This is a genomic window from Pseudomonas sp. Marseille-Q7302, from assembly GCF_965111925.1.
Genome location: NZ_CBCOPK010000001.1, coordinates 1,198,377 through 1,217,873 on the forward strand (window position 1 = coordinate 1,198,377; position 19,497 = coordinate 1,217,873).

The following is a 19,497-nucleotide window of genomic DNA, read 5'->3' on the forward strand; positions in this document are numbered from 1 at the left end:
CAAGTGACCGAGGTGCCGGCCGAAGCCGGCACCTCAAGTGACCACCTTAGCGCCTGGGTTGCAGCAGGAGCGCCACCAGGGCGCTCCAGCCGGTCTGGTGCGAGGCGCCGAGCCCGCGACCGTTTTCACCATGGAAATACTCGTGGAACAGGACCAGGTCGCGACTGCGCGGATCATCCTGCAGTTGCGGATAGTCGACCATGCTCGGGCGCTTGCCGTCGGCGTCCTTGAGGAACAGCCGGGTCAGTCGCTGGCTGAGACCATCGGCGACTTCTTCCAGATTGGCCAGGTAGCCGGAGCCGTTGGGATATTCCACCGAGAAGCTGTCGGCATAGTAGCGGTGGAATTCGTGCAGCGACTCGATGAGCATGTAGTTGATCGGCATCCACAGCGGGCCACGCCAGTTGGAATTGCCGCCATAGAGTCGTGAATCCGATTCTGCCGGTTGGTAACGGGCACTGAGCAGATTGCCGTCGGCCTGGCGCATCTCGAAGGGTTGCTGTTCGTGGGCCTTGGACAGCGAGCGGATGCCGTACTCGGAGAGGAATTCGCTGTCATCCAGCATGCGCTTGAGCAGCAGCTTGGTGCGATGACCACGCAGCAGCGAGAGCAGGAATCTATTGCCCTGGCCGGGCTCGGTCCAGCGCGACACCAGGCGGGCGAGATCCGGACGTTGCCGCAGGAAGCCGCGCAGGCGGCCACCCAGGCCCGGCAGGCCTTCATGTTCGCGCTGCTCCAGTACCTGCACCGCGAACAGCGGGATGAGGCCGACGATGGACCTCAGGCGCAGCGGTTCGGCACTGCCATCCGGCTTGTGCAGGACGTCGTAGAAGAATTCGTCCTGTTCGTCCCAGAGGCCGTCTTCGCGTTCGTCGCTGTGATTGATGGCGCCGGCGATATGCAGGAAATGCTCGAAGAACTTGACCCCCAGATCGACGTACACCGGATTTTCCTTGGCCAGCTCCAGGGCGATGCGCATCAGGTCCAGGGCATAGGCGGCCATCCAGGCGGTGCCGTCGGCCTGGTCCAGGTGATAGCCCGGAGGCAGCGGGGCCGAGCGGTCGAAGAGGGCGATGTTGTCCAGGCCGAGGAAGCCGCCCTGGAAGATGTTGCGGCCTTCGGTGTCCTTGCGGTTGATCCACCAGGAGAAATTCAGCAGCAGCTTGTGGAAGACGCGCTCCAGGAAGACGCGATCACCCACTCCGGTCAGGGATTTCTCCTGCAGGTAGACGTGCCAGGTCGCCCAGGCATGCACCGGCGGATTGGCATCCTCGAAATTCCATTCGTAGGCCGGTAGCTGGCCATTGGGATGCATGAACCTGTCCTTCACCAGGAGCAGCAGCTGCTGCTTGGCGAAGCCGGGATCGATCAGTGCATAGGCCACCGCCTGGAAGGCCAGGTCCCAGGAGGCGTACCAGGGATACTCCCACTTGTCCGGCATGGAGACGATGTCGAAATTGAGCAGGTGCCGCCAGTGGCCGTTACGGATGCGTTCGCGCTGCGCCGGTGGCATGGGCTGGGCCGGATCGCCATTGAGCCAGCGATTGACCTCGAAATAGTAGAGCTGCTTGGACCACAGCAGGCCGGCCAGGGCCTGGCGCTGCACCAGGCGCGCATCGGGGTCGCTGATCTTTTCCTGCAGGGCGGCGTAGAAGGCATCGGCTTCGGCGATGCGTTCGGCGAAGATCGCGTCGGCATCCACCGCAAGGGCATTCGTGGGGGCCAGCCGCAGGTAGATCACCGTCGTGGCGCCACCGTCCAGCTCCACGGCGAAATGGGCGGCCGCCTTGCTGCCGAAGTCGCGACGGATCGCCTCACGGGCGCCCTTCACCACGTAGTCGTTGATGCCGTCCTTGAAGGGCCCCTCGGCGGCTTCGCCGGTAAGACGCGGCAGGTTGGTTTCGTTGTTGCAGAACAGCCACTCGACGTCGCGCGGTCCCCAGGCGGTGACCACCAGGTCGGGGCGATCGAAATAGCTGGCGCGGACCTGCTCGCCTTCCAGGCTGAGCATGGAGCGCGGTGGGGTGCCGGTCCAGGCCCAGGTATTGCGCGACCAGATCTGTGGCAGTACCCGCAGGCTGGCGCGCTCGGCGCCGCGGTTCTCCACCGTGACCCGCATGAGGATGTCGTCGGGGGTGTGCTTGGCGTATTCGACGGTGACATCGAAATAACGATTCTCGGCGAAGACGCCGGTGTCGAGAATCTCGTATTCCCGATCATTCAGGCCGCGCCGGGCGTTTTCCTCGGTGAGCTGGGCATAGGGGAAGGCGGCGTGGGGGTACTTGTAGAGCATCTTCTGGTAGGCATGGCTCGGTACGCCATCCAGATAGAAATAGAGCTCCTTGACGTCTTCGCCATGGTTGCCCTCGGCGTTGGTCAGGCCGAACAGGCGTTCCTTGAGAAAAGCATCGCGCTCGTTCCACAGGGCGATGCCCAGGCACCATTGCTGGGCCTTGTCGCAGAACCCGGCGAGGCCGTCCTCGCCCCAGCGATAGGCACGGCTGCGCGCATGGTCATGGGGAAAGTAGCGCCAGGCGTCGCCATCGGCGCTGTAGTCCTCACGGACCGTGGCCCACTGGCGCTCGCTCAGGTAGGGACCCCACTGGCGCCAGGCGGCGGCATCGGTATCGGCCAGGCGCTGGCCTTCGCGGGTATGCAGGATGCCCGGGGCGGGATGTGCCGTCATCGTGTCTCCTGATTCAGGTAACGGTTAAAGCTCGAGAATAGATCATCATTGTGGCGCGCAGAGGCGTCGACTGGCTCATCGCTGCCCTCTTAGTGCCTGATCGCAGCGGAAAAATTCACGCCGCTGCGGTTTCGGTCACAGGGTATCCGATGCGGATGCAGGTGCCTGACCCCTTGCGGCGGACGAAAAAAAGCCCCACGCCCGAAAGGGGTGAGGCTTTGCCAGACTACGCGACCCGAGAGAAATCCTCGGGCCGGTCGCTCATCAGAGCGCCATGTCGTTGGCGGCCTTGTCGGCACGCGGAGCGCTGACGGTAGCCTTGGCGTTCTGGGTGCCGGTGGCGACTGGCGGGGTGGCCAGCTGCAGCACTTCGGCGGTGTAGTTCCACTCCTGCTGCACGCGCTCGGGATCGCCGTTGAGCTTGGTGCCGTAGCTGGGGACGATCTGGTGCAGCTTGGCTTGCCACTCCGGGGTCGCGACCTTGTCCTTGAACACCTTCTCCAGCACGCTCAGCATGATGGGCGCGGCGGTCGAGGCGCCCGGGGATGCGCCCAGCAGGCCGGCGATGCTGCCGTCCTTGGCCGCGACGATCTCGGTGCCCAGCTTCAGCACGCCACCCTTGTCGGCGTCGCGCTTGATGATCTGCACGCGCTGACCGGCCTGCCACAGGCGCCAGTCTTCCTTCTTGGCGTTGGGGAAGTACTCGCGCAGGGCGGCCATGCGGTCGTCATCCGACAGCATCAGCTGGCCGGCGAGGTATTCCACCAGCGGGTACTCGGCCACGCCCACGCGGACCATCGGCCAGGCGTTGTGGGTGTTGGTGCTGGTCAGCAGGTCGAGGTAGGAACCCTGCTTGAGGAACTTGGTGGAGAAGGTGGCGAAGGGCCCGAACAGGATCACGCGCTTGCCGTCGAGCACACGGGTGTCCAGGTGCGGCACCGACATCGGCGGCGCGCCGACCGACGCCTTGCCGTAGGCCTTGGCCAGGTGCTGCTGGGCGACCTCGGGGTTGTCGGTGACCAGGAAGGAGCCACCCACCGGGAAGCCGGCGTAGTCGTTCGCTTCGGGGATACCCGATTTCTGCAGCAGGTGCAGGGCACCGCCGCCGGCACCGATGAAGACGAACTTGGCGTCGGTCTCGGTCTTCTTGCCGTCCTTGAGGTTCTTGTACTCCACGCGCCAGCTGCCGTCGGCATTGCGGGTGATGTTCTCGACTTCGCTGGACAGGTTCAGCTTGAAGTTCGGCTTGGACTGCAGGTTGGCGGCGAACTGGCGGGTGATCTCGCCGAAGTTGACGTCGGTACCCAGCGGGCTCCAGGTGGCAGCGATCTTCTGCTTGGGATCGCGGCCTTCCATCATCAGCGGGACCCACTGCTTGATCTGCGCGGGATCCTCGGAGTACTGCATGCCGGAGAACAGCGGGCTGGCCTTCAGGGCTTCATAGCGCTTCTTCAGGAAGGCGATGTTCTCGTCACCCCAGACGAAGCTCATGTGCGGGGTGCTGTTGATGAAGCTGCGGGGGTCCTTGAGGACGCCGTTCCTGACCTGCCAGGACCAGAACTGACGGGAGATCTGGAAGGCTTCGTTGATCTCGATGGCCTTGGAGATGGTGACCTTGCCGTCTTTGTCTTCAGGGGTGTAGTTCAGCTCGGCCAGGGCGGAGTGGCCGGTACCGGCGTTGTTCCAGCCGTTGGAGCTCTCTTCGGCGACCTTGTCCAGGCGCTCGACCATTTCCATGGTCCAGTTCGGCTCCAGCTCGTTCAGCCAGATACCCAGGGTGGAGCTCATGATGCCACCGCCGATCAGCAGGACGTCGACCTTCTTGGCGTCTTCGGCCTGTGCGGTGCCCAGGGCGGAGGCGATGGCTACGCCGAGCAACGCGCCAGTCATTTTCTTCAGCATGTGGTCTCTCAATCGATAGAAGCTGGGTCTGCTTATCGAGTTTCGGTGCGGTGCGGCACCATGGCACATAGGGGTATGTGCAGTGGGCAAGGCAGAATGCAGCCAGAAACACGCAAGGGCAGGTTCTTGTCCCTCCACCGCCCCTCTCTCGTGAGTCACCGGAGGAGTCGGAGCAAAAACGCATACACGGTCTTGGCAACGGCTGGCCGGAGACAGAGGTCTCGGGCGCGGTTGCGTGCGCGTGGCGTTTTTGTTGGCCGGCATTTTAATGAGAAGACTCCGGGATTCCTAGTCCGTAATTCATAGGCTTTGGCTATTAGCCTTTGGTCTAATCCTGTGCGAACTGGATCAAAGTCCCGTCACATGCCCATCAGGCGGAGCAGGCAGGTTCCGCCTGGCTGCCTGCAGCAGGAGGCAGCACCGACGAAACCGGCCAGAAAGCCGCTGAAGGGTCAGGGTTCGAGGCGCCCGGCGGGCGCCGGACACTCGACTAGGCGAAGCGCCAGGCGAGAAAGCGACTCTGCTTCTGGCCTTGAGCCATGGCGACGACGCGGACCTCGCGGGCCTGCTCGCGGCGCAACGCCGTCTGCAAGGGCGGCAGGTTGCTGGCCTTGGAGACCAGGCAGGTGAACCAGCCGACCTGAGCGGCATGGCTGCGGCTCTCGCGGATCATCCGTTCGATGAAGGCCGCTTCGCCACCGGGACACCAGAGTTCGGCCGCCTGCCCGCCGAAGTTGAGCAGCGGCACCGTCTTGCCGGTGGTCTTGCCCAGGTTCTTCCATTTGCGCTTGTTGCCACGCACGGCGTCGTCGGGGCTGGCGTGGAAGGGCGGATTGCACAGGGTGGCGGCGTAGCGCTCACCGGGTTTCAGGATGCCCGCAAAGATCGCCTGGAAGTCCGGCTGGCGGCGTAACTCGATGGCGGCGGCGCAGTCCGGGTTGGCGGCCAGGGTACGCCCGAAGGCGGCCAGGGCCGCTGGGGCGATGTCGCTGCCAACGAAATGCCAGCCGTACTCCTTGAAGCCGATCAGCGGATAGACGCCATTGGCGCCCGTGCCCACGTCCAGCAGCCGAATCGCCTCCCCTCGAGGAATCTGGCCGCTATTGCCCTCGGCCAGCAGGTCGGCCAGGTGGTGCAGATAGTCCGCCCGACCGGGAATCGGCGGACAGAGAAAGTCGGCGGGGATGTCCCAGTCGCGCACGCCATGGTGCAGCGCCAGCAACGCGCGATTCAGTGCCCGGACCGCCTGGGGATCGGTGAAATCGATGGAGAGATTGCCCCGCGGCGTGGGTGCCACGAATGGCTTGAGCGCCGGGCTCACGCGTATCAGGGCCGGAAAGTCGTAGCTGCCCTGGTGGCGATTGCGCGGATGCAGGGGAGCGGGGCGGCCCGGCAGGGGCCGGCGGGGCGAAGTCATGGCGGCGGACAGGGTGGAAAAGGGGGCGGCAGCCTAGCACAGCCGCCCCCTTGGACTCACGCCGGCGTCGGCGCATCCTCTGGCAGCACGCCGATCTCGCGCAGATTGCGCCAGAAGGCGGCGGGGATGGCTGCCCGCAGCAGTTCAGCGTTCTGCCGGGCCCGCTCCGGGGTGCTGCTGCCCGGTATGGTGGCGGCGACGGTGGGATGGGCGAGACAGAACTGCAGGGCCGCGGCGCGGATATCTACCCCGTGATCCTGGCAGACACCCTCGATCAGCTCGACCTTGCGACGCAGTGCCGGCTCGGCTTCGGCATAGTTGTAGTGCTTGCCACCGGCGAGCAGACCGGAGTTGAAGGGCCCGCCCACCACGATACCCACGCCCCGGCGTTCGCATTCGGGAAAGAGCGTATCCAGGGCTTCACGATGATCCAGCAGCGAATAGCGTCCGGCCAGCAGGAAGGCGTCGGGATCGCTTTGCTCCAGCGCCAGCCGGCAGGGCTCCACCAGGTTGACGCCGAGGCCCCAGCCCAGGATCAAACCCTCCTCGCGCATCTCGGTGAGGGCCTTGGCCGCCCCCTGCATGGCCTGGGCGAAGTAGTCGCGCCAGGCGGGCCCGTGCTGGTCCTCGGACAGATCATGGATCCAGACCAGGTCGAGCCGGTCGGTCTTGAGGCGTTCCAGGCTGGCTTCGATGGAGCGGCGGGCGCCATCGGCGGAATAGTCGAGCACCCGCTTGAAGGGCAGTTCGTCGACGAACGGCGGGGCGTTTTCCGGCTTGTCAGCCGGCTCCAGCAGGCGGCCTACCTTGCTGCAAAGCACGAAGTCATCGCGCGGCTTGTCGGCCAGCACCTCGGCGAAGCGGCGCTCGGACAGGCCGGCGCCATAGTGCGGCGAGGTATCGTAGAGGCGGATGCCGGCCTCCCAGGCGGCTTCGAGGGTCGCTCGGGCGTCGGCGTCGCTTACCTCGCGGAACATGTTGCCTAACGGGGCGCCGCCAAAACCGAGGGAGGGGATGTCGATACGCATGAGAGGTCTCCGGGTGGTGCGTGTCTGCATCCCGACCGGTGCTCCCGAGGTCCTGTTCCCCTAATCCGCCGGACGTAACAGCGCCACTTCCTGCTTTGTGAGCGCGCGATGAGCACCCTCTGCCAGTGTTGGGTCCAGCGCCAGGCCGCCAATGCGATCGCGGTGCAGGGCGATGACCTCGATGCCGAAGCGCCCGAACATGCGCTTGACCTGGTGATAGCGGCCCTCGACCAGGGTCAGGTAGGCACTGCGTTCATCCAGCAGCTCCAGCTGGGCGGGCTGGGTCGTGAGGTCTTCGTAGGCGAAATAGAGGCCCTCGGCAAAGGCTGCCACCAGGTGCGGCGGGATGACCTCGGCGGTGGTGACCAGGTAGCGCTTGGTCTGCTTGTGCCGTGGATGGCTCAGGCCACGCGACCACTGGCCATCATTGGTGAGCAACAGCAGGCCCGTGGTGTTGAAGTCCAGCCGCCCGGCCAGGTGCAGATCGGCACGCTGGTCCGGATCGAGGCAGTCCAGCACCGTGGGATGGCGGGTATCGACCGTGGCGCTCACGCAATCACGCGGCTTGTGCAGCATCAGGTAGCGACCGCCGGGGCCGTCTTGCAGCAGGCGCTCGTCGGACTCGATGCGATCGAAGGCGAACACCTCTCGCTCGGCCTGCAGGGTCGTGGCGCCGTTGACCTTTATCCGACCCTCGGCGAGCAGGCGGCGGGCCAGCTGGCGACCCAGCTCGGGGCGATTGCCCAGCCAGCGATCCAGGCGCATCAGCTGCTCTCGACCTGGGCCCCGACGGCGCAGGCGGGGCAGAGGCAGCGCCGATCACGCTCCTCCTCGGGCAGACGCGCCAGGGCGGCCGGAGCGATCGGCGTCTGCAAGCACCAGCAGTCGTGGATCTCACCGCCGGCGGCGAGGACGCAGCGATTGGGCCTGCCGCAGAGCGGACAGCGTGTGGGATCGAAGAGGGTGGGAGAGGCGGTCATGGTGATCTCGTCAGGCGAAGCGGGCGGCAGAGTACCGGAAATTGCGACCTGGATAACGTCTCCTGCGCCGGGTGTCTGCGTAATGTCGCCTCCAGGGTGCAGTCTGCACCCTGAACGCAGTTCGGAGGTGGTTCCGCCTGACGCAGACCACGCGGAAACGGGCCCCTATCGGCCTGTTCCCTGGGGATGCCCATTCGTCCACCTTGAACTAGGCTTCTGCAGCTGTCTTCCTGGAGCCGCAGTCGATCCTACCCAGGCTCGCACGATCTGCAGCAGGCCTCAGCGCTACCCGTCGGACCACCCGAGGAACCCATGACAATAAACGCTCTGCGCACCCTGATCCGTACCCTCATACCCGGCACCCTGCTGGTCAGCCAGCTGGCCCTGGCCACCGAAGCCGATGTCGGCCAGACCCTGGCACGCCAGGCCGGCATTCCCTGGCCGGCGGTGATCGCCCATCGCGGCGCCTCCTTCGATGCCCCGGAGTCCACCGCCCCGGCCTATCTGGTGGCGCGGGAGCTGGGCGCCGACTACCTGGAACTCGACCTGCAGCGCACCAAGGATGGCCAGCTCATCGCCCTGCATGACGATACCCTGGAACGCACCACCGATGTCGCCAAGCGCTTTCCCGACCGTGCCAAGGCACCGGTCAGCCAATTCACCCTGGCCGAACTCAAGTCGCTGGACGCCGGCAGCTGGTTCAACCAGGCCCATCCCGACCGCGCCCGTCCGACATTCGCCGGACTCAAGATCCTCACCCTCGACGAGGTCATCGACATCGCCGAAGGCGGTCGCAACAAGCCGGGCCTCTACATCGAGACCAAGCAGCCTAAGCTGTTTCCCGGCATCGAGCGTGACCTCAAGGCCAAGCTGACCCAGCGCGGCTGGCTCGGCCAGCCCAAGGCCGGCGCCACCGGCGTCGCCGCCATGCCCGGCCGGGTGATTCTGCAGACCTTCGAGAAGAGCAGCCTGGAGCTCTTGCAGAAGGAGATGCCCAAGACGCCGAAGATCCTTTTGCTGTGGCTGGGTGACGACTACATCCCGGCCAAGGCCGGACCGAGTTATGCCGACTCCGGCGAGGCGAGCAAGGCGGCCTACTATGCCAAGCAGCAGGTGCGCTCCGAGGGTGACTTCACCGCCTGGATCGAGTGGGCCAAGGCCCATGGCGCCATCGGCATCGGCCCGTCGGCGGCCCTAGAGGAGGGCGGCGACCAGAGCTATGCGGATCTGGTGAAGCCCTGGATGAATGATGTCGCCCATGAACGCGGCCTGCTGGTGCATGCCTATACCGTGGATTCGGCGGTGGACTACGCCCGGCTGGCGCCGCGTGGTGTGGATGGCTTCTTCAGCAACCGCAGCGCTGAATTGCTGAAGTTCTACGAACGGCCGGCCAAGCAGGAGCCGGATGCACTGCTCAAGCAACTCGGCTACTAAGTCGCTACGGGGAGGCCTTGCGGTCTCCCCACATCCAGCGGAGATCGCCATGTCACTCGAAGCCTTCAACGGTGCCAAGCTGGCCTTGCTCTGCGCGGACCAGATACTGGTCTATCAGCGCGACGACAAGCCCGATATTCCCTGGCCGGGACTCTGGGACCTGCCCGGTGGCGGTCGTGAAGACGGCGAAACGCCCGAGCGTTGTGCCCTGCGTGAACTGGAGGAGGAGTTCGGGCTGGTGCTGGACGAATCGCGGCTGATCTGGGGCCGCTGCTATCCACCCCGCCAGCCGGGCTACCTGCCTAGCTGGCTGTTCGCCGGGGTGCTGAGCCAGGCCGACATCGCCGCCATCCGCTTCGGCGACGAAGGCCAGGACTGGCGGCTGATGAGCGTCGTCGATTTTCTCGCCCATCCCCAGGGGGTGCCCCATCTGCAGGAGCGGCTACAGCACTACTTGGCCGAGCGGCAGAAGAATGGGCCGGCGGCGACCAGCGTCTCTTAATCCCGGCTGAATGAACGTGCGATAGCTGGGCGCGCGGCACCGCCGCAGCTTAAGCTTTCTCCAGGCCCATCCGGGCCGTTCTGGAGACTCCCCCATGCGCCATTTCCTCTTGGCGTCGCTCTGTGCCCTGACCTTCACCGGCTGCACCGTCTACGACACGTCCCCACGCTATTACAGCCGTCCGGCACCGCCTGCGGCCGTCTTCTATGGCACGCCGGCCTATCCGCCGCCCGCGGTCATCGTGCGGCCCTATGGCTACGGCTACTACTATCGACCGGCACCTCCGCCGCCACCGCACTGGGGGCCTCCGGGCTGGGGACCGCGTCCGGGCTATGGTCCGCCCGGTTGGGGCCCACGTTACGGGCCTCCGGGGTGGGGCCCGCGCTGGTAGCGGGTTTGACAGGGGCAGCCGGCTTTTCTAGGGTGCTGCCCTTGTCTTGACCAGGAAGCCTCGAATCGTGGATGACGATCGCATCAAGCTCGACCCCCAATGGAAAGCCGCGCTGCGCGATGAGTTCGAGCAGCCCTACATGCGTCAGCTGAGCGAATTCCTGAGGCGCGAGAAGGCCGCGGGCAAGGTCATCCATCCGCCCGGTCCGCTGATCTTCAATGCGCTCAATACCACCCCTTTGGATCAGGTGAGGGTGGTCATCCTCGGCCAGGATCCCTATCACGGTCCCGGCCAGGCCCATGGCCTGAGCTTCTCGGTGCAGCCTGGCGTACCGGCACCACCGTCGTTGCAGAACATCTTCAAGGAACTCAAGCGCGACCTGAACCTGCCCATTCCCAACCACGGCTACCTCCAGCACTGGGCCGAGCAGGGCGTGCTGCTGCTCAACACCTCGCTAACGGTGGAGCAGGCCAACGCCGGGTCCCACGCCAAGGCCGGCTGGCAGAGATTCACCGATCGCATCATCGAAGTGGTCAGTGCCGAGCGCGAGAATCTGGTGTTCCTGCTCTGGGGCAGCCATGCCCAGAGCAAGCAGACGCTCATCGACCCCCAGAAGCACCTGATCCTCAAGTCGGCGCACCCTTCACCACTGTCCGCTCACCGCGGTTTCATCGGCAACGGCCATTTCGGCCGCACCAACGAATTCCTGCGCAACGCCGGCCTGACCCCCATCGACTGGGCGCTGCCACCGCTGGCGTAGGGGCGTCCTAGAGCGCTTACACCTTGTAATCCTCTGGTGCTTGTTGACCGACCGCTCATCCGGGACAGTCGGGGATGACGTCCCGCACCGGAGAGAGCTCATGACCGAAAACAATAACAAGGTCGCGCCCGCCCCCTCGGCGACCGATCCCTCCCAGCCGCCTCGCGGCACCCTGGCGCGCTGGAAGCTGGTGGGCCCGGGCATCGTGGTCGCCGTGACCGGGGTCGGCGCCGGTGACCTGGTCGCCACCCTCATCGCCGGCTCGCGCTTCGGCTATGCGCTGCTCTGAGCGGCGGTGGTGGGCTGCATCGTCAAGATCGCCCTGGCTGAAGGCTCCGCCCGGTACCACCTGGCCACTGGCTCGACCATGCTCGAAGGCTGGCGCTCCATGGGCATCTGGACCTACTGGAACTTTGGCATCTACATCGTGCTCTGGGGCTTCGTCTACGGCGGCACGGCCATGAGCGCCACCGCCTTGCCGCTGGCCGCGCTGTTCCCGGATATCCTACCGTTCTGGGCCTGGGGCGCCCTGTCGGGCATCGCTGGCGCGGTCTTCGTGCTGCTCAATCGCTATGCGGTGTTCGAGGCGGCGATGAAGGTCTTCATCGGCGTAATGTTCGTGGTGGTGGTGGGGCTGGCCATCCTGGTGGTGCCCAATCTGGGCCAGGCCGTCACCGGTTTGGTGCCGACCATCCCCGAGGGCTCGGCCATCTATACCCTGGGCCTCATCGGCGGGGTGGGCGGCACCATCACCATGGCCGCCTATGGCTACTGGGTGAACGCCAAGGGCTGGCGTACCCCGGCCTGGATGACCATGATGCGGCTGGACAACCAGGTGGCCTACATCGCCACTGGCATCTTCGTCATCGCCATGCTGATCGTCGGCGCCGAATTGCTCTATACCGCCCAGATCACTCTGGCCGGTGGGGACCGCGGCCTGCTCGATCTGGACCGGGTGCTGGAAGAACGCTTCGGCCCCGTGGTCTCCACCGTCTTCCTAATCGGCTTCGCCGCCACCACCTTTTCCTCGATCCTCGGCGTCTGGCACGGCGTGTCCCTGCTGTTCGCCGACTTCGTCCGCCAGGCCACGGGTGGCGCTGGTGATCGGGGTGACCTGGAGAAGACCACCGCCTTCCGCTTCTATGTGCTCTGGCTGACCTTTCCGCCGATGCTCCTGCTGCTGCTCGGGCGGCCCTTCGGACTGATCATCGCCTACGGCGCCTTCGGGGCCTTCTTCATGCCCTTCCTGGCGCTGACGCTGATCTGGCTGCTCAATTCCAAGCGGGTGCCCAAGGAGTGGCGTTCGGGCTGGCTGTCCAACGGCCTGCTGGGGCTGGCTGCGGCGCTGTTCATCGTCCTCAGCCTGAGCGAACTCGCTCGGCTGTTTTGAGCGTTGCCGGCAGGATGCTCCTTGCAGAGAATGCCCGAGAGCGGCGCGGCCAGTGTCTCGATGACGATGGCCGAGTCGCTTGATTTCACAGCATCCGGCGACGAGCCTGGTTCCAGCAGAGGCCATCGGTAGATGGCCTGATCTGTGGCGTCCGTAGGGAGCTTTCGGTCCGCTCCTTTTTCGATTTCGCTGAGCAGCAGCGGGATGTCTAGCGCCACCGCCATTCTCGCGCCAGCACCGCACGGACGTACTCGTCACCTATGCACATCAAAGCGATCGTTCTCGATGAAAGGGGCAGTTGGCTGGCGATGCCGTTACTCAGCGTACCGGCTGCAGCGGCAACTCCACCTCGCCACCGTTGTTCAGGTCCACCACCACCGGCTCCTTGGTCAGGTACAGTGGGCGACCGCCCAGCAGGATGCGGCCGCTGAGCAGATAGCGCTCGCCGCTCTTGACCTTGGCCGGGGCGTAGTCGAGGCGGAAGGGCACCTGATCCTGCTGCTTGACGAACAGGGTGCGCTGGGCCAGGCGGCCGCTCGGCGTGTCGCCGGCGCTGGCGCTGTACAGGCTGATGGTGAGCTTGGCGGTGGGCGGTACCGGCTCGCTGGCGGTAAAGGTGGCCTGGCCGCTGAGGCTGGTCATGCTTGGCTGGGCAGGCACGCCGGGAGTGGTGGTCTGCGGCTGTTCGGTAGGCGGCAGCGGCTGGCCGGCCGGGGACGGCGGTGTCGCGGGACCGGGGCGCAGCCCACTACAGGCGCTGAGCAGCAGCGAGGTGGCGAGCAGGGTGACGATTCTTTTCATGGATGAATCCTAGGTTGAAATCGACTGCTGTGACCGGTGCCGGCGCGCTTAGTTGCTGGCAACGGGTAGGGTTTCAGGGGCCGGCAGGTCCGGGGCATCGGGTCTATCCAGGGCCACCTGGCGGATCGACAGGCGAATCTCCGCGGGCAGCACCCGCTTGCCTGCGCCCTCGGCCAGTTCACCCAGCAGTTCGTGGTGGCCCAGGGTGCCGTCGTCCGCCTTGCGCAGCACCCCCTCGGCCAGCAACGTCTGGATGAAATGGCGGAACAGCGACTTGTCGAAGAATTCCGGCGCATTGAGGCCATGCAGCACCGACAGCCGCTGGGCCATCACCGTGCAGAGCTCCTCCAGCTGCGGCGCGGTCAGGCTGTTCTGGCCATGGTTGAGGATGAGCGCGGTCGTCATGTAGTAGCGCTGCAGGGTCTGCAGGATGGCCCGCGCCAACAGGGTGAGGCGGACGAACTGCCGCGAGCTGGGCGCGGCGCGCACGAAGACGTCGTCTTCGATGCGCAGCAAGCCGCGCTCCACCATGGCCTCCAGCCAGCCGTCCAGCACCAGGGGTAGCTCGTCGCGCTCCCAGTGGATGAACAGCTCGGCCTGCAGGTAGGGATAGAGTGCCAGGGCGAAGCGGTGGATCAGCTCGCGGGTCATGCGCCCGGTGTTCTGGAAGAAGCTGGCGATCAGCGCGGGTATGGCGAAGAGGTGCAGGACGTTGTTGCGGTAATAGGTCATCAGGACCGCGTTCTGTTCGTCCAGGTAGAGGATGCGTCCCAGGGCGTCCTGCTGCTCGGCGAGGAATCCCAGGCCACGCACCTCCTCGATGATGGCCTGGCCGTCGCCCTCGGGCAGGGTGACACTGTTGGAGTAGGGCACCCGCCGTAAGAGGTCCAGATAGAGGTCGATGGCGCGCACCAGGGCGCCTTCGTCGAGGGCCTGGCGGTTGGTCGACAGCAGCGCCAGGGCCACCAGGTTGACCGGCGTGACCGCCGCGGCGGCATTGATGCGGCGCACCACCCGCTCGCCCAGTTCGTGGGTGACGGGGTTGAACCAGGCCGGTTTCAGCTCTTCGTCGAGGGGTTCGTCGCGCCAGCCGGGGCGCCGCGCATCGAGGAAACCCTGCAGCGGAATGGGTTCGCCGAAGTTGACCCAGACCCGGCCGAAGCGTTGGCGCAGGGCGCCAAACACCTTGACCAGATCGAAGAGGGATTCCTTCTTCTTGGTTGCGCCGCGCAATTCGCCCAGGTAGGTGCGGCCTTCGAAGACCTTTTCGTAGCCGATATACACCGGTACGAAGACGATGGGTCGCCGGGAGTCGCGCAGGAAACTGCGCAAGGTCATGGCCAGCATGCCGGTGCGCGGCTGCAGGGTGCGCCCGGTGCGCGAGCGACCGCCCTCGACGAAGTATTCGGTGGAGAAGCCGCGGCTGAAGAGGCTGTGCAGGTATTCGTTGAACACCGCCGCATAGAGGGCATTGCCCTTGAAGCTGCGCCTCATGAAGAAGGCCCCGCCGCGGCGCAGGATATTGCCCACCACCGGCATGTCCAGGTTGATGCCGGCGGCGATGTGCGGCGGTGTCAGGCCGTTCTGGAAGAGCAGATAGGAGAGCAGCAGGTAGTCGATGTGGCTGCGATGGCAGGGCACGTAGACCACGGTGTGGCCGGGCGCCATCTCCTGGATCCGCTCGATATGGCTGACCTTGACGCCGTCATAGATGCTGTTCCAGAACCAGCGCAGGCCGACGTCCAGGCAGCGCACCACCGGATAGGAGAAGTCCGAGGCGATCTCCCGCGCATAGTGCGCCGCCTCGTCTTCGATACGTCCCGGCGTGGCCTTGCGCTGGGTGATCTCCCGGGCAATGGTCGCCCGCACCTGGGGCGCGCGGAGCAGCCCGCGCAGCAGGGTGCGCCGGTGCGACAGGTCCGGGCCGATCACCGCCTGGCGCACGTTGCGGAAGTGGATGCGCAGCCGCCGCATCACCAGGCGCTCCAGGCGCTGCGGATCAGGGCGCTGAGCGGCCAGTTCGTCCAGCGACAGCGGCTTGGAGAATTGCACCCGGGTCAGGCGGCCCAGCACCAGGATGCGCGCCAGCTTGCGCAGCCGTCCGGTCACCACCCAGTTGTCCGCCCAGAGCAGCTTCCAGGGACTGGTCTCGCGATCCGGCGACTGGCCCCAGAAGACGCTGACAGGTACCAGCTGGACGTCCGCCAGACCCTGTTCGGTTACCGCTGTCACCACTCGGCGCAGGGTGGGCGGTACCGAGCGCCGTGCCGGACGCCCGCGCCAGTTGGCTTTGCCAACGGCGTTGAAATAGGCCAGTGGCTCGGTGCGGCTACCCAGTACCAGCGGGCGCAACGGGCGCGGCAGTCCGGCCTTGCGGCATTCGCGGTCAAGCACCGCCAGATCGCTCAGCGAGGCCTCGGGGAGCACATAGAGCACCGGCTTGCTGGGGTCGATGCGGCTGAGCAGGCTGGCCGCCTGGGTCGTCTCGGAGCGAACCCAGAGATAGAGCAGGCGCTTGAGCAGCGAAAAGGCCAGAAGGCGCAGCGGCGAACGAGTCATGGAGGGCTACCGGATGGACGAGGCGGCAGTGTGCCGGATGGCCTGGTGGGCGTAAAACCACCCGCCTTGTTCTGACTTCGACCCGGTAGTCGGCACCTTGTCCCCGCCGTCGAAAAAATGCCGTCTAAATCGTCGAAAACCCGTCGCCAGTGCGGCTTTCAGCCATGATGGCACTTTGCGTAAAGAACGTTGCTTTTGCCGGGAAAGCCATGCTTTATAAGGTGTCGGCAGGTTCTTGCCGATGGTCGGAAACGGGCTGCCAGCCTGGCGACCGGTCCGGCGAGCGATCTGTACCGATATAACAAAGCAACCCGATCGCCCACCTTGTGGCGAGCGGGGATAGGAAATCCAGAAAGCTTCGGAGAGATGTGATGGGTGAGCAACGCGAAACCGGGACCGTCAAGTGGTTCAATGACGCCAAGGGATATGGATTCATTCAACGCGAGGGCGGCGCCGACGTGTTCGTTCACTACCGCGCCATCCGCGGTGAAGGCCACCGTTCCCTGGTCGAAGGCCAGCAGGTGGAGTTCTCGGTGATCGAGGGCCAGAAGGGCCTGCAGGCCGAAGACGTCGCCCGGGTCTAAGACCCGTTTCGCGAGGGGCTCAAGGCTCCTCGCGCCTTCAGATCACTCGGTACGCCAGACGATTTCCTCGACACCCTCGTCCGTGACCTTCAGCCAGCGATCGGCGGCTTCGTCCTCTTCTTCTTCGCTCCAGCCACTGGGGGCACAGCGCACCTGTACCTGCAGGGCCGCCTGGGCGTCACGCGCGCAGGCCAGGTCGTCAACCCAGGGCGATACATCGCTTTCCAATAGCAGGCTGTGCCACTTGCCGACCGCCTTGGGCAGCCAGGTGACCGGAATAGGCTCGCCACCATAGCGCAGGGTGCACTTGAAGGTCTGCCCGCGGGCCTGCCAGGCGCAAGGCATGGCGAACACCTGTTCGAGCCAGGCCGAGACGGCGTCCTGGTCGACGTCCTTGAGATAGATTTCGATATCGGGCTGGCGCATGGGGCTTAGGCTCCGGATTTGACGATCCAATCGTAACGTACTGCCACCCGCACCTCGAAGGGCTCGGCCAGGACCCGCTCGCGACGCTTGGCGTTGACGCGCCAACCGTGGGGCGTCATGGCCAGTAGGTCTTCGCGGGTCTGGCGCTCGGCCAGCGGCAGCACGAATTCGAGCCCTTCGCTGTGGGCCAGTTCCAGCCCGGGCGGCAGATCCTGCAGGTGCTTGTCTGCGGCATAGTCACGTACCTCGTCATAGAGCCGCTGGCGCAACTCCAGCAGGTGGGCGCTGGCCGGGCCCAGACGCAGGATGCCGCCGCCTGGTGCCAGCACGCGCAGGGCCTCGGCCCAGTCGATGGGGCTGAAGACACTGGCCAGCAGCTGGCAACTGGCGTCCGGCAGCGGCAGGCGCGCCATGCTCGCCACCAGCCAGGTCAGCGCTGGGGTACGTCGGCAGGCGCGGCGCACCGCCTCGCGGGAGATGTCCAGGGCATAGCCGTCAGCGGCGGGCAGGGCCTGGGCCAGGCGTGCGGTATAGAAGCCTTCGCCACAGCCCACGTCGATCCAGCGCTGGGGCGCGCGTTCGGCAGCCAGCTGCGCCAGGCGCTCGGCCAGGGGCGCATAGTGACCGGCATCGAGAAAGCGTCGGCGTGCCTCGACCATGGCGGCGTTGTCACCCGGATCCAGGCTCTTCTTGTGCTGCACCGGCAGGAGATTCAGGTAGCCCTGACGGGCGCGGTCGAAGCGATGGCCGGCTGGGCAGCCGACGCCACCTTCGAGTTCGGCCAGCGGGGCCTGACAGAGCGGACAGATGAGTTTCATGCCAGCAACCGCACCAGGGTGCCGTAGTAGACCTCGGTCAGGAGATCCAGGTCGCTGGCCAGCACGTGCTCGTCCACCTGGTGGATGGTGGCGTTGACCGGACCCAGTTCCACCACCTGGGCGCCCAGGGTAGCGATGAAGCGACCATCCGAGGTGCCGCCACTGGTTGAGGCCTCGGGGCGATAGCCGGTGACCGCCTCCACGCTGGCCGCGACGGCGTCGAGCAGGTCGCCCGGCTCGGTGAGGAAGGGCAGGCCGGACAGCGACCAGTCGATGTGCCAGTCCAGGCCATGGCGGTCGAGGATGGCCTCGACGCGGGCCTGCAGGCCTTCCACGGTGGATTCGGTGGAGAAGCGGAAGTTGAACAGCGCCTGCAGTTCGCCCGGCACCACATTACCGGCACCAGTGCCGGAGTTGAGATTGGAAATCTGGAAGCTGGTGGGCGGGAAGAAGGCGTTGCCGTCGTCCCATTGCTCGGCGGCGAGATCCGCCAGGGCCTGGGCCGCCAGGTGGATGGGATTGCGCGCCAGGTGCGGATAGGCCACATGGCCCTGCTTGCCGCGCACGGTCAGGCGGCCATTGAGCGAACCGCGGCGACCGTTCTTGACCACATCGCCCAGCAACCGGGTACTGGAGGGCTCACCGACGATGCACCAGTCCAACCGCTCGCCGCGCTCGCGCAGGCGCTCGACCACGGCGCGGGTGCCGTGCAGGGCGGGGCCTTCCTCGTCACTGGTGATCAGGAAGGCGATGGCACCGCGATGGTCGGGATGGTCGGCGACAAAGCGCTCCACGGCGATGATCATGCTCGCCAGGCTGCCCTTCATGTCGGCGGCACCACGGCCGCGCAGCATGCCGTCGGCATCCACATGGGCATTGAAGGGCGCCTGCTGCCAGGCCTCCAGCGGTCCGGTGGGCACCACGTCGGTGTGGCCGGCGAAGCACAGCACCGGACCCTCGCCGCCACGGCGCGCCCAGAAGTTGTCCACCTCCTCGAAGCGCAGGGGTTCGAGGGCGAAGCCCAGGCGCTCCAGGCGCTGCATCATCAGGGCCTGGCAGCCTTCGTCCAGCGGCGTGACCGAAGCTCGGCCGATCAGGTCGCAGGCGAGTTCCAGGGTGGGGGTGAGGGCGGTGGTCATGGCGGGTCCCGGGAGGCGGCTAGGGTTCAGGGGGAGCGGTATGGTAAAGGAAAACCTATACTGTGGCTTTTGGTGCGACACGAATGCTCGTGTTGTGCTTGGTTGGTAGCTTGCCTTGGCACCTAAACCCTTGTTTTACAAGGGTTTAAAGCCTGAAGAAGCACGAGAGCCGGTCCTGCCGCGTCTGCTTTGACCCACCTGTGGGGACATTACGATCCCTGCTCGTCAGGGTTAGTACGTCTCAATTTTGGCCGTTTCCGGCTATAAATTGATCAATTGGACGTAACAGAGAGCAATTTCCATTAGTGGAATTGTATCTAAATGTAACAAGACTCCCTGTGGGTGATCGATCCCGCAAGGGGTCAATCCATCACTGGGATGCCTTGGTCTCATTTGGCCTATGCCAACGTCGTGAGACGCTAGGGTATCTCGTCCAAGCACGGAGCAACCGCTCCGTTGTGCATTGCTCAACCTCGCTGGCATAGGGGGCACCGAGCCTGGCATGTACCTGCCAGTTCACTACATCGGCATGCGTCGGGGGCCAACCCTGGGGTGTGAAGCCCGATCGACAACGTCCTACCCCAAATGGGGGTGCGATGGCTGGTAACAGCCACGTGCAGCTCCCGAATTGCACGGGGGCAAGGGGCTAGTGACCTAACCCGTACGGTTAACGAAAGTGA

General features: G+C 65.5%; 18 protein-coding genes. 7 read left to right on the forward strand and 11 right to left on the reverse strand.

What is annotated here, in order from left to right; all coding sequences use genetic code 11:
- Nucleotides 1-46: 46 nt before the first annotated feature.
- The 6 genes from ACWPW1_RS05615 to ACWPW1_RS05640 form a co-directional block, all read right to left on the reverse strand.
- Nucleotides 47-2,686 (reverse strand): MGH1-like glycoside hydrolase domain-containing protein, encoded by a 2,640-nt coding sequence (locus ACWPW1_RS05615; RefSeq protein ID WP_059313829.1) that lies wholly within the window; start codon nt 2,684-2,686, stop codon nt 47-49.
- Nucleotides 2,687-2,950: 264 nt separating this feature from the next.
- Nucleotides 2,951-4,588 (reverse strand): malate dehydrogenase (quinone), encoded by a 1,638-nt coding sequence (gene mqo, locus ACWPW1_RS05620; RefSeq protein ID WP_454252517.1) that lies wholly within the window; start codon nt 4,586-4,588, stop codon nt 2,951-2,953.
- A gap of 490 nt (nt 4,589-5,078) precedes the next feature.
- Nucleotides 5,079-6,005 carry a 23S rRNA (adenine(1618)-N(6))-methyltransferase RlmF gene (rlmF, locus tag ACWPW1_RS05625; RefSeq protein WP_454252518.1) on the reverse strand — a complete coding sequence of 309 codons (927 nt, stop codon included), beginning with the start codon at nt 6,003-6,005 and terminating at the stop codon, nt 5,079-5,081.
- 56 nt (nt 6,006-6,061) lie between these two features.
- A complete protein-coding gene (locus ACWPW1_RS05630) occupies nt 6,062-7,033 on the reverse strand; it encodes an aldo/keto reductase (protein ID WP_454252519.1) in 972 nt (323 codons plus the stop codon).
- Nucleotides 7,034-7,093: 60 nt separating this feature from the next.
- Nucleotides 7,094-7,798: a 16S rRNA pseudouridine(516) synthase gene (locus ACWPW1_RS05635; RefSeq protein WP_454252520.1), complete on the reverse strand. Its 705-nt coding sequence runs from the start codon at nt 7,796-7,798 to the stop codon at nt 7,094-7,096.
- Nucleotides 7,798-8,013, reverse strand: a complete 216-nt coding sequence (locus ACWPW1_RS05640) for a cysteine-rich CWC family protein (protein WP_059313834.1) — start codon at nt 8,011-8,013, stop codon at nt 7,798-7,800. Before ACWPW1_RS05640 ends, ACWPW1_RS05635 begins: the two co-directional genes overlap by 1 nt.
- Before the next feature lie 312 nt (nt 8,014-8,325).
- Here ACWPW1_RS05640 and ACWPW1_RS05645 point away from each other — a divergent pair, with 312 nt between their 5' ends.
- The 6 genes from ACWPW1_RS05645 (at nt 8,326) to ACWPW1_RS05670 (ending at nt 12,490) form a co-directional block, all read left to right on the forward strand.
- Nucleotides 8,326-9,447, forward strand: coding sequence for a glycerophosphodiester phosphodiesterase (locus ACWPW1_RS05645; protein WP_271654067.1), 1,122 nt, complete (start codon nt 8,326-8,328; stop codon nt 9,445-9,447).
- Nucleotides 9,448-9,496: 49 nt separating this feature from the next.
- Complete coding sequence (locus ACWPW1_RS05650) at nt 9,497-9,949, forward strand: NUDIX hydrolase (RefSeq protein ID WP_454252521.1); 453 nt, start codon at nt 9,497-9,499, stop codon at nt 9,947-9,949.
- A gap of 94 nt (nt 9,950-10,043) precedes the next feature.
- Nucleotides 10,044-10,340 carry a hypothetical protein gene (locus ACWPW1_RS05655; RefSeq protein WP_271654069.1) on the forward strand — a complete coding sequence of 99 codons (297 nt, stop codon included), beginning with the start codon at nt 10,044-10,046 and terminating at the stop codon, nt 10,338-10,340.
- A gap of 64 nt (nt 10,341-10,404) precedes the next feature.
- Nucleotides 10,405-11,100 carry a uracil-DNA glycosylase gene (ung, locus tag ACWPW1_RS05660; protein ID WP_133862944.1) on the forward strand — a complete coding sequence of 232 codons (696 nt, stop codon included), beginning with the start codon at nt 10,405-10,407 and terminating at the stop codon, nt 11,098-11,100.
- Between the two features lie 100 nt (nt 11,101-11,200).
- Nucleotides 11,201-11,389, forward strand: coding sequence for a hypothetical protein (locus ACWPW1_RS05665; protein ID WP_454252522.1), 189 nt, complete (start codon nt 11,201-11,203; stop codon nt 11,387-11,389).
- Between the two features lie 6 nt (nt 11,390-11,395).
- Nucleotides 11,396-12,490: an Nramp family divalent metal transporter gene (locus tag ACWPW1_RS05670; RefSeq protein WP_454252523.1), complete on the forward strand. Its 1,095-nt coding sequence runs from the start codon at nt 11,396-11,398 to the stop codon at nt 12,488-12,490.
- Between the two features lie 318 nt (nt 12,491-12,808).
- Here the strand turns inward: ACWPW1_RS05670 and ACWPW1_RS05675 are convergent, their stop codons facing one another.
- Both ACWPW1_RS05675 and plsB read right to left on the reverse strand, forming a co-directional pair.
- Nucleotides 12,809-13,291, reverse strand: coding sequence for a YbaY family lipoprotein (locus ACWPW1_RS05675; protein ID WP_454252524.1), 483 nt, complete (start codon nt 13,289-13,291; stop codon nt 12,809-12,811).
- A 48-nt stretch (nt 13,292-13,339) separates the two neighbouring features.
- Complete coding sequence (plsB, locus tag ACWPW1_RS05680) at nt 13,340-15,850, reverse strand: glycerol-3-phosphate 1-O-acyltransferase PlsB (RefSeq protein ID WP_454252525.1); 2,511 nt, start codon at nt 15,848-15,850, stop codon at nt 13,340-13,342.
- Between the two features lie 371 nt (nt 15,851-16,221).
- Here plsB and ACWPW1_RS05685 point away from each other — a divergent pair, with 371 nt between their 5' ends.
- Nucleotides 16,222-16,434 (forward strand): cold-shock protein, encoded by a 213-nt coding sequence (locus tag ACWPW1_RS05685; protein WP_145010562.1) that lies wholly within the window; start codon nt 16,222-16,224, stop codon nt 16,432-16,434.
- Between the two features lie 42 nt (nt 16,435-16,476).
- Here ACWPW1_RS05685 and ACWPW1_RS05690 read toward each other — a convergent pair whose 3' ends face one another.
- From ACWPW1_RS05690 to dapE, 3 genes are read right to left on the reverse strand one after another with little or no spacing between them, the layout of a single operon-like run.
- Nucleotides 16,477-16,860: a hypothetical protein gene (locus tag ACWPW1_RS05690; protein WP_323149500.1), complete on the reverse strand. Its 384-nt coding sequence runs from the start codon at nt 16,858-16,860 to the stop codon at nt 16,477-16,479.
- 5 nt (nt 16,861-16,865) lie between these two features.
- Nucleotides 16,866-17,678, reverse strand: a complete 813-nt coding sequence (locus ACWPW1_RS05695; protein ID WP_454252526.1) for a putative RNA methyltransferase — start codon at nt 17,676-17,678, stop codon at nt 16,866-16,868.
- A complete protein-coding gene (gene dapE / locus ACWPW1_RS05700) occupies nt 17,675-18,817 on the reverse strand; it encodes a succinyl-diaminopimelate desuccinylase (RefSeq protein ID WP_017641148.1) in 1,143 nt (380 codons plus the stop codon). The genes ACWPW1_RS05695 and dapE overlap by 4 nt, the downstream gene beginning before the upstream one ends.
- Nucleotides 18,818-19,497: the final 680 nt, after the last annotated feature.